The sequence below is a fragment of the Streptomyces sp. NBC_01474 genome, assembly GCF_035918215.1.
Classification (GTDB): domain Bacteria; phylum Actinomycetota; class Actinomycetes; order Streptomycetales; family Streptomycetaceae; genus Streptomyces; species Streptomyces aureus.
This window is the reverse complement of the sequence record NZ_CP109449.1, coordinates 2230560-2246395: the sequence shown is the minus strand read 5'-3', so window position 1 is coordinate 2246395 and position 15836 is coordinate 2230560. Positions and strand designations below refer to the sequence as shown.

The window sequence follows — 15836 nt, the reverse complement described above, 5'->3', positions numbered from 1 at the left end:
TCCGTCGACTGGACCGGGCGTCGTCGGATCCGCAGCACCTCGGCGCTGTCGGGCGCGCCCACTGGACGCGCCGTCGCACTGACGGCCCTCTCAGGCGGTCGGGGCGGGGTGCGGGTGACCGAGGTAGGGGAAGTCGGGCAGGAGGTCGGTGTGTGGAGGGATGCCCGCGTTGGGGACCTTGCCGCGCGAGAGCATGTCGATGCGGGCGGTCTCGACGTCGTCGGTGAGGGTGCGGCCGTTGGGGTAGGAGGCGGGCTCGGAGCGGTCGTAGCGTAGGACGTCCGGGAGGATGGTGCGCAGGGTCTCCTCGGCGGCCTCGGCGTCGTACTGGCCGGTGTGGGCGAGGACGGCGGTCCAGGGCTGGAGGTAGGTGTCCCAGTCGTTCGCGGGTTCGCCCTCGTTGTAGGCGTCCTTGACGTCCTCTGAGTTGAAGTATGCGGTGACGGAGGGGTGGGCGCCGCGGTCGACGGACTTGAGCCGGCCGTTCTGGCGGACGCTGACGCGGCCCCAGAGGCCGATGACAGGGGCGGGGCCGAGTTCGTCCGAGGGCAGTTCCAGGGCGATGCCGAAGATGTTCTTGTCGATGCCCCAGTCCTTGCCGGTCCACTGGAATTCTTTGGTGATGCCCTCCAGGTCGGCGAAGAACGGGTCACTGCGCAGCCCGGTGCTGATGCGGTAGTCGCCGGCGATGATGATTTCGGGGTCGGGGCCGAAGGCGACCGGTTGGTCGGTGACGATCTTCTGTCCGTCGGCGTCGTGGGAGCGGGCCTGCTCTCCCTCGGCGCGGTGGACGGTGACGGTCTGCTGCCCGTCCTGGGGCTGGGAGAAGACGAAGCTGAAGGCGATGTCGGCCTGATTGTCGCCGTCGGTGTCGACGTTGATGCGGTAGACGGCGTCGGGGTGGAAGGCGTTGCCGCCGGTGGGCGCGACGGGGTTGACGTTCATGATCAGCACGGTGCGGTTGCCCGCTGCTGTGGTGAAGGCGAACAGGTCGGTCATGTCCAACCGGGCGTCATCCATGGGGGAGCGCAGGTTCGGTCCGCTGAGGTGATGAGACATGTGCCTCAGCCTGCGGCCCGCGCACGACCCCCGCGATGTGACACAACTGCCCGGCCACGATTTCACTCACTTCGCTCTACGCCGCTCGCGCCCGGCCAGTGTGGTGCCGGGGCCGCGCGTCCCCCAGGTAGCCGCACGCGTACCGGGACTGCTCGCCGTCGGGTGACGGAATCTTCACGCGGCACAGGTGCACTTCACGTCCAGCCCTGTGTCCTGACCAGCGGCGCAAAAAAGTGGGCACCCCACCGCGAGAGGAGACTGTGGAGAGTCACTGGCCGAGATCCTCGTACTCCCTCGCGGGCACGCCTATGTCCGCGAAAATGTCCCGTGCCTGCTGCCTCATCAGTTCAGCGGCAGTGCCGTCGGTTTTCCGGTGAGCGCGGGCGAGTGCCAAGAGGGTGCGGGCTTCGCCTGAGCGGTGGCCGGTCTCGCGATGGATGGTCAGGGCCTCTCGGCCCAACTCAGCTGCTGTGGCGTGGGCTTGGTCGGCTGCTGCCACGTCGCACAGGGCGGTGAGCGCCTGGCCCTCGACGACGCGGAGGGAATGGGCGCGTGCCAGGGCCAGGGCCTGTTCGGCATGGGTACGGGCCTCGTCGTTCCGGCCCGCTTCCTTGTGGGTGAGGGAGAGGCATACCAGGCTGTCCACCTCGGCCCGTCTGAATCCCGCCTCGCGGGCCAGGGCGAGAGCATGCTCGCCGGCCTCAAGAGCCCGGTCCAGCCGTACCAGTCGTCGGTGGGCTGCCGCGACCGTGTTGAGGATGCCGGACTGAACCCAGTGTCGCTTCGTGTCCTCGACCAGCGCGAACGCTCGCTCGGCCTGCTCCAGCCCTTCGTGGTGGCGGCCCAGTTCGACATTGATCTTCGCGAGGGCGTCGAGCATCATCGCTTGGCCGTCGCGGAAACCGGCCCGCCTGTCGGAGGCCACCTCCGGGCCGAGGAGGTCGAGTCCGTCGGTGAGACGGCCGAGTTCCCAGTACACGCCACCCAGGATCTGCAAGGCCGAGCCGGCATCCCACCAGCTGACCTCTGCCTCAAGGTCGACAGCACGTTCGAGGTGATCGGCGGCCTCGTGCAGCCGGCCCAGATCCCGACAGGCCATACCGAGGCCGACCACCCCGAAGCCTTCGAAGTAGCGATGCCCGGCCTCACGGAAGATGCGCAGGCCGACGGTGAAATCGTCGTGCGCACTGTCGAGGCGCGCCATGCTCCAATACGCGAAGCCTCTGAGGCCCAGACCCGCCGCCTCGCCCATCGCCCAACCGACCTCCCGGCTGATGCCCAGTGCACGTGTGGCGTGTTCCATCGCCTGTCGGACATGCCCCCGGTCCCACCGCGCCGCTGCCAGGCTGGAGTGCATCGCTGACTGGCCGAACAGATCACTCTCGGTCTCGGCGGCGTCCAGTGCCGTCTGCGCGGTGGTCTGCCAGGTCTTCCGCGGCAGATGGACCCAGAAGTCGCTGAACAGCGCGGAGGCCAGGTGCCAGGCGACGGGGCGCGGGCCGTGGTGGGCGGCATGGTTGATGACGGCGAGCAGATTCGCCCGTTCCGCGTCCAGCCATGGTCCGGCGGCGATGGCCGACGGCATGCCCGGGTGCCCGCCGGGACGGAGGCTGCTGGGCAACTCCGGGAAGAGTCCCGGCCCCGCGGTGGTACGGGTGGCGTTCAGGTACCAGATCAGGAGCCGTTCGAGGGCGGCTTCACGGTCAGGCGCCGCCTCCTCCACCTGCGCACGCTCCTGTGCGTACTCGCGAAGGAGGTCATGGAACCGGTAACGCGCCGCCGTCGCGGGTTCGATCAGGTGGGCCGCGGTCAGCGCACCGATCAGACGTCGGGCCTGCGACAGTGGCGCATCCAAGAGCGCCGCGGCGGCCTCGGTGGTGAACTCGGCTCCCGGGAACAGGCCGAGCAGGCGGAACAGCCGGCGTGCGCCCGGAGCCAGGACCTGGTACGACACCGAAAAGGCGGTACGCAAAGGGGAGTTGGCGTCACCGTCCGGCGCCAGTGCCTCCAGCTTGTTGCCCTCGGTCATCTCGGCGACGAGGTCGGCCGTCCGCAGGGCCGGGTCGCCCGCGAGCCTCGCGGCGGCCACACGCAGGGCCAGGGGGAGCCTGCCACAGAGACGGATCAGCTCGTCGCCCGCGTATTTGTCGTCGTCGACCCGGTCCGCGCCGAGGGTCCGGCTCAGCAGTGCGCGGGCCTCGTCCGGCTGGAGGAGGTCCAGGGGCAGGGTGTGGGCCCCGTCGTGGGCGACGAGGTCGCCGAGCCGGTTGCGGCTGGTGACGACGACACAGCAGGCCGGGCTCGACGGCAGCAGCGGACGTACCTGCTCGGCCGAGGCCGCGTTGTCCAGCAGGACGAGCATGCGCCGGTCGGCCAGCAGAGTCCGGAACACGCGGCCCTGGGCCTCGTGGTGCGGGGGGATCTCCGACGCCGCGAGCCCAAGGCTGCGGAGCAGTAGTTCAAGGGCCTCGCCGGGTTCGAGGGGCTGCCGGTCGTGGTCGAAGCCGTGCAGGTTGACGTAGAGCTGGCCGTCCGGGAAGCGGTCGCGCACCTGGTGCGCCCAGTGCACGGCCAGCGCGGTCTTGCCGATGCCGGCGGCGCCGCCGATGGCCGAGATGACCACGGTGTTTGCTGCCCCCAGCTCCTGCTCGGACGGAAGCAGTGCGTGGAGTCGGGCGAGTTCGCCGGTACGGCCGGCAAAACCTGGGGCGTCGTGCGGGAGTTCGGCGGGCACGGCGCTCTCGCGCGGTTTGGAGAGCGTCGGCGGGGAAGGAGTCGGCCGATGCAGGAGGAAGGCGCCGTCGTGGCGCAGCACCGCTTCGTGCACCCGGCGCAAATCCTCACCGGGATCGGCTCCGAGTTCGTTCCGCAGTCGTACGCGCATGTCGTCGTAGGCGCCCAGGGCTTCCGCTTGTCGTCCGCTGCCGTACAAGGCCCGCATGCGCAAGGCCGTCAGTGACTCGTCGTAGCGGTCAGCCACCGAAGACGCCGACAGCCCGTCGAGGGCCTCGCCGAATCTGCCCAGCACAACCAGGCACTTGAGCCGCTCCAGCCGGAGCGTCCGTCGGCGTTCCTCCAACCGTTGCCGCTCGTCCTGCGCGAACGGTCCCGGCAGCCCGGCCAGCGGCTCTCCCCGGAACAGTCCCATGGTCGCGGACAGTTGGTCCGCGGCGGTGGTCAGGTCTCCGGCCGCGACGGTCCGCATCGCTTCGCCGCCCCGCTCCTCGAGATCCGCCGTGTCGAGCCGAACCTCCTCGACGGCGAAGCGGTACCAGCCCTTGCCGCTGCGGATCACCGACTCCGCGGGCGGAGTGCCCTCAGGATCGAGCACCCTGCGCAGCGAGTTGACATGTGTGGGCAGCACCTTGCCGCCGCCCGCGGGCGGCTGTGGCCCCCACACGGCGTCGAGCAGCCGCTCGTGACTCACCATGGCGCCTTTACGCAGCAGAAGGGCGGACAGCACGGCCTGTCGCTTGAGCGGCCCCAGCTCCAGTGGCGTCCTGTCGCGCCATGCCCGCAGCGGCCCGAGCACCTCGATCCGAAGCCGTTGACGAGATCCGCCGTCCACCGCGAAGCCTCCGTTTGCCACGTCGTCCACGTCATCGAGATTTCATCGATATTGCAGCACGCCCGGCCACCGTGATGGGCACGGCATTGCACAACCCGCACAACCAAAGGGAGCCGGAGTGACCGAAGTGGAGTTGGTGGTCACCGCGTTGGCCTCCGGAGCACCGGCCGGAGTCACCGACACCGCACGCGGAGTCGTCCATGACCTCCGCGCTGCGCTGGGGGAGATGACTCGCGGGCGGCCGGCCGGTCTCGGCGTGCGGGGCGGAAACGGCGTACGGGTTCCGGACGCCTACAAGACGGACCCTGACGTGTGGCGGACCCGGTTGCTGCAGGTCCTGGCCTCCGGCATGGAGATGGACGAAGAGCTCCTCGAGCCGGCCCGGCCAGTGCTCCGCGCAGATTGCCGGGCAGAGCACATCACCGTAGGGATGGCCGGCTCATGACGCCGTGGGCGACACTTCTGGTCACACCGTGGGGTGCAAGCGTTGGTAGAGAGAACGTGCAAGTCCTCAGGGATCTTGTCGGCCCGATGAACACGCAGTTCACCGTGCGACAGGCCGCTGCTACGGGGCACCACCGAGTTCGAACATCGCGAACCCGGCGAACCAGCCGGAGGCAAGAGCGCAGGTGCCGAGGACAGTTACCAGAGCAGGTCGGCGAAGCCTGCTCAGGGCAATCGCCAGCGGGATGAACAACGGGAAGGCGGGCAACAGAAAGCGCGCGACGTTGCAGAACATCTGCTGGCTGCCGAGCACGGTAACGACGGTGAGCAGCGTGTGCACCATCAGAACGGCGGGCGGACGCAGCCGCACCAACAGGACGATCAGGATCGGCAACGCCATGACGATCAGTGCCGCCAGCAGATCAGGGACGAGCGCGGCGAAAAGATCATCGTCGCGACCAAGCAGGATGCCCCGCATCACGGTGGCATTGTGCTGGCCCCAGTCGAAGAAGTGCAGCCAGGCTCCCCTCTGGAGCTTGAAGTAGCCGCCCCAGTCGCCCATACGCCAGCTCACCCAGCCCACATACCCGAACAGCCCGAGCGGAGCCAGCGCCATCGCGGCCAGAGGGCGCCTCGTTCCGTCAGTACGCCGCAGAAGTGCGACGAGCGCCGCCAGGCACACCGCTGCGATCAGGGTCGCCGAGGTCGGCCGGTTGAGCCCGGCCACCAGGGCGAGCAGTCCGGCAGCGATCCACCGTCGGGTCATCACGGCGTAGCAGGACCACGCGGCGAGCGCGGCGAAGGTGGAGTCCGAGTAGACCGCCCACTCCGCGCCGGATCCCGGGATGACCGCCCAGAGGCCCGCCGCGATCACACCGGCCCGGACCCCGCCGAGCCTCTCCGCGACGGCGAAGATACCGGCCGCGGCGAACAGCGAAGCGACCACCGATACCAGCATCCCGGCGCCGTACAGGCCGAGACCGGTGAACTCCGAGACCATGCGCATCAGGCCCGGATAGAGCGGGAAGAACGCGGCCGAGTTCGCCTGGAACGTGTACCAGGAGGAACCGGTGATCGGCACCAGTTGGGGGTTGTACCCGAACTCCGCGACCTGTTGGTACCACCAGCCGTCAAAGGAAGCGAGCACGTCCCACGGGTGGGCGCCGCCGCCCAAGCGCGGTTCCTTCGTGAGGTGGTAGCCGGAGTAGTCGACCAGCCACATGAAGACCGCGAAGCCGGCCAGCTTCAGTACCGCGTAGCACCCGACCGCCGGCCCATAGCGCCGTACCAACCTGCTCGACTGCTCGTGCAGGTCGACCGGCGGGGCCGAGAGTGTGCTGTCGTGTTGTGCGGGCTCGGCAGGGACAACAGTCGGCATCGCGTTCATCGGTCGGAGTCACCCCGTCGTCATGGACGATCGTTCGCCGAACCCTTACACCCGGGCAGGTCAGGGATACGCAGACACGCCACACCGCTGTGCCATGGTCCTCGGAACACCCTCCGCCGCAGTAGCACGACCCGTCTGTCGGCGGCGGTGGACAAGCAGCGCCAACTCCACAGGAAACAGGGGCAACCCTTCGAGCCTCCGAACTTCCCACCACCTCCACGAACCCGTCAGGACGTCGCCCACGCCGACTCCGTCACCTTGCTCGGGCTACCTCAAAAAGGCACAAGAAATAAGCAAGGACTACGCCCAAGTGCTACGCCCGCATCGGCACCTACCGGTTTCGCACCGTCAGGGCTACTCACAAGGCGAACCTGATGATGACCCTGGACGACCTGCCCGGGTGGGAAGCGGCAATGGGCGGCGAGCTGCAGCACAAGCCCTACCGGAGCGGCAAGTTCGTCTGCTGCCACGACGCCGGGACTTCCGCAGCCCGAAGTACATCCACGCCTGGCTTCGCATCATGCAGTCGGCATCCGACGTCACATCGGCTCGATCAAAGGCCCATTGATGGGCGCGGTACAGGGGCCCAACTGGCAGCCGTACCTTCAAGATTCTGAGTCCCGGTCTGTTGATCCGCAAAGAGTGCCGCGGGCGCCAACGCGGGCGGCGCGAGCCGCTCACCGTTCTCGAGGAGCCCTGGGGCCCGCTGGCCGGCCGCTTCTCCTCGCCGCTGACCTGCCGGCCTTCCGCCCTTGACGCAACCCCCCACCCACCCCCGCGACCATGTCCAACTCCGCCTGGGTCAGGACGGGTTGTGGTACGCGTACGTGTCGGAACCGGGCCACGACGACTGGTGGTCCCGCGGCACCCCCGACCTCGATCCGATCGGAGCCCTGACCGGCCTCGGCGCTTCGCCGGAGCGCTGACGGGTATGCACCTATGTGGCGTGACGGGCAAGGCGGCGCGACCGGCAACGAGCCTGGCCTCTGTCACCCGATGTGCCATTACACTGCGCCGTGGCACCACAGGACACACAGTAACTGGCCGAAAGCGAACGGGGAGCGGCATGGCTACGGGGGGATGGGGACCGGGAAACGGCCCGGGTCAGCCTGGCGGCAACGGACCGGGAGGCCAGGGCGGCTGGGGCGCTCCCTACGGACCACCGCAGGGCGGCCCGTACGGTCCGCCACCACCGAATCCGGGCCCGTACCCGAACCAGCCTCCGTACCCGAACCCGAACCCGTACCCCTACGGCCCCCAGCCCACGAGGCCCGCCGCCCGGCGCCGTCGCGGCTGCCTGTCGTTCGGCTCTCCCTTCGGGCTCATCGGCGCGATCCTGCGCTCCGCGCACCGTGTTGCCACCAGGCTCTTCGCGCAGGAGGGTCAGGGCCGGATCGAGGACCGCACCGTGGACCGCGTCCAGCTGGCCCGCACAGTGCTCGGTGCCGCCGCCACCATCGCCCTGATCCTCGCCTACAACGTGGACCCGGACCGCTGGGAGAACGCGGCGACCGGCGGTGCCGCCCAACTCATCCTCGCTCCGTTCGTGCTGATCATCGCCGCGCCCCTGGTCATCCTCGGATTCATCTACTATGCGCCCCCGCACCTGCGGCCGCATCTGCGTTCCCGGCTGCGCGCTCCGCTCAAGGCGGTCGGCTGGTACGTGCTGACATTGGTCGTCATCGGCGGAATCCTCGTCCCGACGGCCCTGACCGTCAACGCCGACGACGGGAAGGACTGGTGGGAATATGTACTGGCCGTTGCCTCGCTGATCGTGATCGTGTGGGGCTTTCCCTTCTTCTTCATGGCGTCGCTGTACTCGGCTCGCAGTGCCTTCAACAGCGCCCAGGTCCACCCGATGCTGCCACCCGTCCTCACCCTGGCGCTGGTGTGGGTGTTCGCGGTCCTGAACCTGACCAGCGACGGCATGCCGGGGGGCCCGCCCATCGTCCAGATCGGCTCCACGCTGGGCGGGCCACTGTCGGTGACCGCCGTCTCGCTGTGGGAACTGCGGCGAATGAGGACCCGTTTCGGCGTCACCCTGCGCGCCTGATCAGGCTTCGACGGGCCCCGCTCCCAGGCGGACGCCCTGCTGGCCTGAGACTTCTTCGAGACAGTGACCCCAACGGGGACGCGGATATACGCGCTCGCGGTGATCGAACACGCCAGCCGCCGAATCAGGATCCTGGGCGCCACCGCCCATCCGTCGGCGTTCTGGGTCGTGCAGGCCGCGAAAAACCTCGTCTGGGGAGAGCTTGTCCCAGCGGCCGCGGTTGGGAACACGGACGACCTCGGTCTCGTCGACGAACCGGTAGGCGGTGGTGATGCCCACGCCGACCCGGCGCTCAGTTGGGCGTAGGCGTGACCGCAACGCAGATGGGCCAGGGCCAGCAGCGCTTGCCGCCCACGACCTTCCCCACGCCGAGCACGGCAAGAAGTCGGCGGCGAAGCTGGCCCGGCACCAGCGGATGATGTCCCGGCGTAAGCCGCAGCGTGGACACGCCGGATCGAAGGGCTACCGCGAGGCGAAGTGGCAGACGGCGAAGGTGCACAAGAAGGTCGCACGCCAGCGTCAGGACACCGCCCGCAAGTGGGCCAAGAAGGTCGTCCGCGACCATGACGCCCTGGCCGTGGAGGACTTCCGACCGAAGTTCCTCGCGAAGTCCACCATGGCCAAGAAGGCCGCCGACGCGGCTATCAGCGCGACGAAGCAGGCCCTGGTCGAGATGGGACGCAAGCACGGACGTGCCGTGCACCTGGTACACCCCGCGCACACCACGATGGACTGCGCGCAGTGCGGAGCGAGAACCAAGCACGCACTACCTCTTTCGATGCGAACGTATGCCTGCACCGCATGCGGAGCCGTATCCCCCAGGGATAAGAACTCCGCACGCGTGATGCTGGTCCGGGCTGGTCTTCCACCCGGCTAGTGGTGATCGTGGAAGACCAGACCAGGCGCTGCCTGGTCTGGCAGCGTGAGCTAGAAATCCCCACATCAGCCCTGGAGGGTGAGGAATCCCCCTCCCTTCGGCGCATTCCATAGATCGTTGCAACACGTGATGCTTTCCGTGCCGCTCTTCTATTCGAACGGCGGTGGACTTAGACGTTCAGTCTTGGCTTCTCATCGAGACATGACGGTGGAGCATGCTACCGCGCCACCGCGTGTCAGCTCGCGGCTAGAAGAGCGGCCATCCGGTCAGCCGGCGTCGCCCAATCCAGCACTTCGCGGGGTCGTTCGTTGAGTTCAGCAGAAACGGAATCGAGGTCGATGCGAGTGAAGACGGATAGGTCGGTGCTCTTCGGAAAGTACTGCCTCAGAAGGCCGTTGGTGTTCTCATTGGTGCCTCGCTGCCAAGGGCTGGCAGGGTCGCAGAAGAAGACCGGAACTCCAGTGGCCTTGGTGAACTGCTGATGATGCGCCATCTCCCCACCTTGGTCCCATGTGACCGATCGCCGCAATTGCGCGGGAAATTCCATCATGGCGGACGTCAGAGCCTCCCTCACGGCGACCGCACCCTTGCCGGGCAGATGCAGGAGTTTTGTGTAGCGAGTCGTTCGTTCCACCAGCGTGCCGATGGCAGAGCCCCCAAGGTTCGGCCCGGTGATCAGGTCGCCTTCCCAATGTCCCGCAACAAGGCGGTCATCAGCTTCCGTCGGACGCTGCTTGATCATGACCATCCCGGTGATGGAGACGGAGGCCCGATGGTGGCGTGCCATCGAGCGAGGCCGGCGGCGGTGTCGACGCGTCCGCAGCACCCTCTTCGCTTCGCGCTCGAGCAGGTTCCCGCGGGCATAGAGGGACCGATAGATGGTCTCCACGCCGATGCACATATCTTCTCTGTCTGGATACTTGAGGCGCAGCCACTGCACGATCTGTCGAGGGCTCCACTTCTTGTCCAGGAGGGACTGGATGACAGTCCTCAGTTCCCCATAGCTCTCAATCTTCCGAGCTTTGGGGCGTGGTCGACGCGCAGCCGCACGCCTTTGTGCCGAGTGGGGCCGGTAGGTGCCATTCGCATTCCTGTTACGTCGGATCTCCCGGCTGACGGTCGATGGGCTCCGACCGAGCGCAGCAGCGATGGCACGGACGGAACGGCCCTCTCGCAGCAAATCACTGATGTGGCCACGTTCCTCCTCGTTCAGATAGCGAGAATTCCCGGACGCAAGGTCACATGTGACGGGTTCCCTGAACTCGGGCAGCGGGAGCCGGGCCCCATTACTGCTGCTGGCTGCCCTGCCATTGACCCAGACCTTCCCCGTTCTGTAGCTGACCCCGACAGTGTGACTAGCTTCTTTGATTCCCATGCCCTCTCGAACGAGCTCGACGAACTTTCGTCGCGCTTGTACACGGGCTGTCCCCCCTGGCTTGCTGCCACGGTGGTACTCGAACATGCAACACACCTATCTACCTGTGGTGTTGCTACGACGGTGGGAATGCGCCTTCAGGGAGGGGAGGATTCAAGTCCGGACACCACTCACCCCGACTACCCGCCCAACTGGCCAGGTTGGAGCTCGCTGGCACTGTTCGGTCCGAGGATGCCTATTCCTGGACCTGCCTCGGATCGATCGGAATCTCTCGTGCCGAACTCTCGGCGCGCTGCTCGGCGATCGACCGCCGCTCCGAGGTCCCGCAGCAGCGGTCGTACTGGCTTTGCCAGTCCGTCATGAACGTGTCGTAGCTGGAGCCGCCGGTCAGCTTCAGGTCCGTCTCGTCGTTGTGCCAGATGCCGTTGCTCGTCCAGTTCGAGGAGCCGACGAACACAAGCTCGGAGTTGGCGGCCCCCGCGTAATTGCCGCTGACCATCATGTACTTGTTGTGCGTGTAGTGCAGGGCGTTGCCGTTCGCGTCGGTGCCGCGGGTGGTGTCGTGCACGTCGATATTCGGCCGGTTCTTCAAGTAGTTCTGCACGCTGTCATCGACCTGGGCGGCGGTGATAAGAATGTGGATCTTGACTCCGGTTCCTGCCAGGCTTACCAGCTTCTTCGGCAGCTCCAGATAGTTCTGGTCGCCCGGCTCCCCGTGAGAGGTCCACTGGAACATGGCGATGTTGATCGTGGCCGGGGCCTTGATGTTGTTCAAGAAGTCGACCCAGGTATCGCTCTTGGCGCGCGCCTTGGGCCACTGATAGGAGGGCGGGGACAGTTTCCTGGCCGCCGTGGCGCTGGTGGCGCTGTAGTAGTCGGGCGCCAGCGGGCCCGGGCCGTTGAGCGCCCCCTTGGCCATGGCGGTGAAGTAGCTGACGTAGGAGTTGTACAGGGCGACGTTGCCCTTGACGGTGGCGCTGCTGTTCCACGCCGTGCTGGCCTGGGCGGCGGTGGGGTTGGCGCTGCTGACGGTCACTGTTCTGTTCGCGTCGCTCCCGCCGCTGAGCATGTAGTACTTCGCGTGCAGGGAGGAGCCGGCGTAGTGGGTCAGGCAGCCGCCCGGGCACAGCGCGGCGAAGCTGGAGGCTCGCGGGTCGTTGCCCAACTCGGTGACCATCGACTGCCAGATCGCATTGTCGCTGTGGGCGTCCATCAGCGCCTTGACGATGACGCCGCGCTGGTGCGCGGCGATCAGGGCGTTGGCGAAGTCGGGGCCCGGCTGTGCGTTGCTGATCGAGTACATGGAGACGCGAATGGTCTGCCCGCAGCTGGCGCTGTTGATCGATTCGATGATCGGGCCCATGATCTTCATCTGGGCGGCGGGGTCCTCCGGGTCGTTGAAGCGCGGGCCCGGGCTGGAGGTGAACGTCCGAGACTCGCAACTGAGCGGCGACTTGGCCTTCTTGACCGCGGCCTGCGCCGTTGTCAGCGACAGTGCAGTGACGACCAGTGCGGTGATTAACGTGAACATTCGCTTCATGGGCGGCCTTTCGCTGGGCTGTTGAGGTGGAGAGTCGGCTTGCCGCAAGGGGCTCGCGGGAGCGATGCCGCCATCAGCGGAATCTACTACTGTTCCACCGATTGTTCCGATAAATACTTGAAGTCCGCGCGCTGCGCGTCGCAAGATTCCTTGAGCAGGGGAGCAGCCGCGAGGTGTTGCTCTGCTGATCGACCAATGAGTGGTCACCGTGGGGAGCGACAATCGTCTGGCGTAGCGACCCGTCCGTGCCGTCGGGCCGGCGCTCGCGCCCCTGTCGCCACCTGCGTCTGACGTGTCCGCTGCCACGAGTTTGCGCACGCCCTGGATGGTGTAGGTCAGGTGGAAGTGCTGGCTGATCACCGTCTTCACGCGGCTCAGGGTCCAGCGTTGATCCTCCCAGCCGTGCGCGGCCGGCCCCTTGGCCAGCTCCGCCTCCAGCTGGGTGAACTGCTTCTCGCTCAGCCTCGGCAGTGATGCCGGCCCTTGTGATCGCGGAGCCCGCGGACCGCCCTCGTCCCACATCTGCCGCCACCGCTGCACCGAGCGGACGCTGACCCGCAGGTTCTCGGCAGTCACCGAGCTCGACTCGCCCCGGGCGAACCCTCGGCCCTGAGCCCTAACTCCTTGCGGAACTGCTGTCGTTCGGTGGTTAGCCCGCCCCCTTGTGGATGCCGCATGTCCTGGTGATTCCGCACAGGCGACGAACCGTCAGCTAGCCCCTACGGCCCCACGATTTCAACCTCAGTAGCCCCCGGGTCTTCGGGAAGTTGGTGAAACAACTGCTCCGAGAGGACGCCGACGCCCCGGCCCGGGGCGGCGATGGAAGCTGCCGCTGGAGGATCGCCTGCTGCTGATGGCCACGTACTGGCGCGCCAACTTCACGCTGCGACAATTGGTCTCGCTGTTCGGGGAGTCGAAGTCCTCCGCCGGCCGGGTCATCGACCGCCTCGGCCCGAAACTTGCCCTGCGGCAGCGCGAGCGGTTCGCCAAGGACGCCGCCCTCATCGTGGATGGCACTCTGGTCCCCACCCGCGACCACATAGTCGCCGAGCAGTCAAAGAACTATCGATATTCCACCAACCACCAAGTCGTCATCGACGCCGACAGCCGGTTCGTCGTCGTGGCCGGCCGCTTCCCGGCAACCGCGATGACTGCAAGGCATGGGTCGTCAGGGCTAGGTACGGCAGTCGCAGCAGCAACAGCACGGCAGCACCGGACCATCCTGGCGTCGGCCGGAGCCAGCCAGCAATCACCGAGCAGGTCCCTGCCGTCACTCCCGACTGTCAGGGACTCATGACAGTGCTCACAGGCAGCATGGCCAGCACGGACGAGACTATTGGCGCCTACAGGGTTCCTTCTGGCAAATCGTCACCATCCCGACACTGAGAGCGGCCTGTCGGGTCTGCGGCCTGTGCCTTTACGTCACATGCGCACGTATTCCTCGGTGTCCTGAGCGAAGTCCTTCAGTGCCTGGTCGGTGAGTGTGGGACGGGTCTGGGCGATGGCCTGCAGGTAGTCCTCTGTGCCGATGGGGATGCCTTTGCCCTGGGCGACTTCGCGTTCGAAGGCGGTTTGGGCACCCTTGCGAGCGGCGAACTCGATATCGGCCGGCGTGAACATTGCGCTTGCCTCCACCAAACGGTGCAGGTCGACATGGAGGGCTGCGGGTCCGAGGTAGCGTCGCCAGACTGCCGAACGGGCCTTTGGATCCGGCGGGCCGACGGGGATGACGTAGTCGAAACGGCCAGGGCGAAGGAACGCCGGGTCGAGGGATCGGACGGAGTTCGTGGCGCAGATCAGGAGGCGGTCGTCGTGGTCGCGGAAGCCGGGGATCAGCTTGAGCAGTTCGTTGGTGACTCCGTGACTGGGGTCGACAGCCGTACCGGACCGGACAGAGGCGATCTCCTCGACCTCGTCGATGAAGAGCACCACCGTCTGCAGCTCGGCCAGCTCGGTGAATGTCTCCCGCAGCGAGGTCGCCAGGCCTCCCTCCTGGAACGAGGCCAGCCGCGAGGGGAAGAGTTCCACGAAAGGCCACTGCAGCCGGGAGGCGACCGCTCGGGCGAAGCTGGTCTTGCCGGTGCCCGGCGGCCCGAAGAGGATGACCGCCTTTGGCGGCCTCACTCCGTACTGCTCGGCCAGCACGGGCTGGGCCAGCGGCAGTACGATCCGCCGCTCGATGGCTTCTTTCTCCCGTTCCATTCCCGCGAGGCTGTCCCACAGCCCCTTGGGAAGCATCCTTCCCCCGAGTTCCGCAAGGAGACCGGCGTCGCTCGCGCCGAGGTGCTCGACCTTCTGGTAGAAGACGAGCCCGGACCGGGCGCGGTAGCCGGCATTCTCCAAGGCTGCGGTACCCGTCGCCCCCGGCGTGAGGAGCGCGCCGATCCTGCGGACTCCCTGTGACCGCAGGCGTCGCTCAAGCTCGGCGATCAAGGAGCTCCCGATGCCGCGGTTGCGCCACGTCGCGGCCAGGGCCACCACGGTGATCCAGGCGCGCTCGCCATAGGCCTGCGCCACGGCGACGCCCACCAGCTCGTCGCCGACCACCGCCACCACGGCCGGTCCTCTGGCCCTGGCCGTGGTCACGACCTCCGACACGGGGAAAACGGCAGGTGCCTCGTCCGCCTGCTGGTTCTGGTCCCAGATCTGGATGGCGCGGTCCAGGTCGTCATCGTGGAAGTCCCGCAATCGCCACGTCGGCATCGCCACCACCTCCGCGAAGGGGCCACCGCCGCTCTGCGGGGCAGAGGGCGTGGTGCTCCTGGCAACAGATCCTTGCTTCATTCTCCGCGTACGTGCCACCCGTGCGCGCGTCGAACGATCCGGCATGGGGCGATGTGGAAAACCGCCGGGCCGCCCAGGCGGCATCACGGGGTCGCACAGACCGGCACTACGGGACGTATGACTATTCATATGCGATGGCCATCACTGGCTTCGTTGATTTCTTGGAGCAGTGTTTGCCGATGGGTCTGGGCGACACTTCTTGATCTTGAGACGCTGACATGTCGATGAGTGCTTGTGACGGCGCGTGGAGCCGGGAGCTGATGACTGGGGCACCGGCCCCGGGCTTCTGCTCCTGGTTTCAGCCGGTAGCGACTTCGCGGTGTGATGCGAACGTCCGGCGGCCTGGCGAAGCATCTGCTCGGACAGGTCGATGCTGATCACGGTGTCGAATGCTGCCGAGAGGTTGGGGGTGAACAGGCCGGTGCCGGAGCCGATTTCCAGGCAGGTGCTTCGAGGGAAGGGGCCGCCGCGAGCGAGTGCGTCGTGCAGGGGATCGTCACGGCCGGTGACCTGGTCGCTGTCCCGGGAGCCGGCGAGCTGGTCGGACAGGTCGGAGAGGTAGCCCGCCGCTTGGGTGGTCCAGGGGCGCCGGCCTGTTGCCAGGTCACGGTCGAAGGCCCGGAATGCCGCTGCGGTGTTGTTCTGCGGTGACGGTTTGCCGTCGGGGCCGGGCAGGATGCGGGGCAGCAGAGGGCTCATGGGACCGGTCGAGCATTGGCTGGGCAGCGCCGGAATCGGCCTGGGGGTGG

Annotated in this window: 10 protein-coding genes and 6 pseudogenes; 7 read left to right on the top strand and 9 right to left on the bottom strand. The window is 67.2% G+C overall.

What is annotated here, in order from left to right; genetic code table 11:
* Positions 1-90 precede the first annotated feature (90 nt).
* On the bottom strand, positions 91-1059 hold the full coding sequence (locus OG758_RS10690; RefSeq protein ID WP_326709769.1) for a DUF4331 family protein: 969 nt from the start codon (positions 1057-1059) through the stop codon (positions 91-93).
* A gap of 268 nt (positions 1060-1327) precedes the next feature.
* Complete coding sequence (locus tag OG758_RS10685; protein ID WP_326709768.1) at positions 1328-4657, bottom strand: AfsR/SARP family transcriptional regulator; 3330 nt, start codon at positions 4655-4657, stop codon at positions 1328-1330.
* 88 nt (positions 4658-4745) lie between these two features.
* Here OG758_RS10685 and OG758_RS10680 point away from each other — a divergent pair, with 88 nt between their 5' ends.
* Positions 4746-5072 carry a hypothetical protein gene (locus tag OG758_RS10680; RefSeq protein WP_326709767.1) on the top strand — a complete coding sequence of 109 codons (327 nt, stop codon included), beginning with the start codon at positions 4746-4748 and terminating at the stop codon, positions 5070-5072.
* A gap of 120 nt (positions 5073-5192) precedes the next feature.
* Here OG758_RS10680 and OG758_RS10675 read toward each other — a convergent pair whose 3' ends face one another.
* The gene (locus tag OG758_RS10675; protein ID WP_326709766.1) at positions 5193-6449 is read right to left on the bottom strand and encodes a hypothetical protein; all 1257 of its coding nucleotides are present in this window, start codon (positions 6447-6449) and stop codon (positions 5193-5195) included.
* Between the two features lie 314 nt (positions 6450-6763).
* Here OG758_RS10675 and OG758_RS48950 point away from each other — a divergent pair.
* The 4 genes and pseudogenes from OG758_RS48950 to OG758_RS48945 form a co-directional block, all read left to right on the top strand.
* Positions 6764-6999: pseudogene (locus tag OG758_RS48950) on the top strand (GP88 family protein); the annotation flags it as partial.
* 211 nt (positions 7000-7210) lie between these two features.
* Positions 7211-7384: a hypothetical protein gene (locus tag OG758_RS10670; RefSeq protein WP_326709765.1), complete on the top strand. Its 174-nt coding sequence runs from the start codon at positions 7211-7213 to the stop codon at positions 7382-7384.
* A gap of 140 nt (positions 7385-7524) precedes the next feature.
* Entirely contained in the window at positions 7525-8511 is a 987-nt protein-coding gene (locus OG758_RS10665) for a hypothetical protein (protein WP_326709764.1), read from the top strand.
* 18 nt (positions 8512-8529) lie between these two features.
* Positions 8530-8703 (top strand): annotated as a pseudogene (locus OG758_RS48945) (integrase); the annotation flags it as partial.
* Positions 8704-8754: 51 nt separating this feature from the next.
* Here the strand turns inward: OG758_RS48945 and OG758_RS48940 are convergent.
* Positions 8755-8861, bottom strand: a pseudogene (locus OG758_RS48940) (IS5/IS1182 family transposase); the annotation flags it as partial.
* 2 nt (positions 8862-8863) lie between these two features.
* On the opposite strand from OG758_RS48940, the pseudogene OG758_RS10655 reads away from it, so the two are divergent.
* A pseudogene (locus OG758_RS10655) lies at positions 8864-9437 on the top strand (RNA-guided endonuclease InsQ/TnpB family protein); the annotation flags it as partial.
* 186 nt (positions 9438-9623) lie between these two features.
* On the opposite strand, the gene OG758_RS10650 reads toward OG758_RS10655, so the two are convergent.
* From OG758_RS10650 to OG758_RS48935, 3 genes and pseudogenes are all read right to left on the bottom strand, one after another.
* Complete coding sequence (locus OG758_RS10650; RefSeq protein ID WP_326708625.1) at positions 9624-10850, bottom strand: IS30 family transposase; 1227 nt, start codon at positions 10848-10850, stop codon at positions 9624-9626.
* A 148-nt stretch (positions 10851-10998) separates the two neighbouring features.
* On the bottom strand, positions 10999-12510 hold the full coding sequence (locus OG758_RS10645) for a phospholipase D-like domain-containing protein (protein ID WP_442810418.1): 1512 nt from the start codon (positions 12508-12510) through the stop codon (positions 10999-11001).
* Positions 12511-12606: 96 nt separating this feature from the next.
* Positions 12607-12980: pseudogene (locus OG758_RS48935) on the bottom strand (helix-turn-helix domain-containing protein); the annotation flags it as partial.
* A gap of 57 nt (positions 12981-13037) precedes the next feature.
* On the opposite strand from OG758_RS48935, the pseudogene OG758_RS10640 reads away from it, so the two are divergent.
* Positions 13038-13471: pseudogene (locus tag OG758_RS10640) on the top strand (helix-turn-helix domain-containing protein); the annotation flags it as partial.
* A gap of 254 nt (positions 13472-13725) precedes the next feature.
* Here the strand turns inward: OG758_RS10640 and OG758_RS10635 are convergent.
* Together OG758_RS10635 and OG758_RS10630 are read right to left on the bottom strand one after the other, a co-directional pair.
* Positions 13726-15006: an ATP-binding protein gene (locus OG758_RS10635; RefSeq protein WP_326709761.1), complete on the bottom strand. Its 1281-nt coding sequence runs from the start codon at positions 15004-15006 to the stop codon at positions 13726-13728.
* 222 nt (positions 15007-15228) lie between these two features.
* On the bottom strand, positions 15229-15786 hold the full coding sequence (locus OG758_RS10630; protein ID WP_326709760.1) for a class I SAM-dependent methyltransferase: 558 nt from the start codon (positions 15784-15786) through the stop codon (positions 15229-15231).
* Between the last annotated feature and the right edge of the window lie 50 nt (positions 15787-15836).

What these genes read in the sequence shown, in the direction of transcription:
- OG758_RS10665 (WP_326709764.1), top strand. Translation starts at nt 7,525, where the DNA reads ATGGCTACGGGGGGATGGGGACCGGGAAACGGCCCGGGTCAGCCTGGC.
- OG758_RS10635 (WP_326709761.1), bottom strand. Translation starts at nt 15,006, where the DNA reads ATGCCGACGTGGCGATTGCGGGACTTCCACGATGACGACCTGGACCGC.
- OG758_RS10690 (WP_326709769.1), bottom strand. Translation starts at nt 1,059, where the DNA reads ATGTCTCATCACCTCAGCGGACCGAACCTGCGCTCCCCCATGGATGAC.
- OG758_RS10630 (WP_326709760.1), bottom strand. Translation starts at nt 15,786, where the DNA reads ATGAGCCCTCTGCTGCCCCGCATCCTGCCCGGCCCCGACGGCAAACCG.
- OG758_RS10650 (WP_326708625.1), bottom strand. Translation starts at nt 10,850, where the DNA reads ATGTTCGAGTACCACCGTGGCAGCAAGCCAGGGGGGACAGCCCGTGTA.
- OG758_RS10675 (WP_326709766.1), bottom strand. Translation starts at nt 6,449, where the DNA reads ATGCCGACTGTTGTCCCTGCCGAGCCCGCACAACACGACAGCACACTC.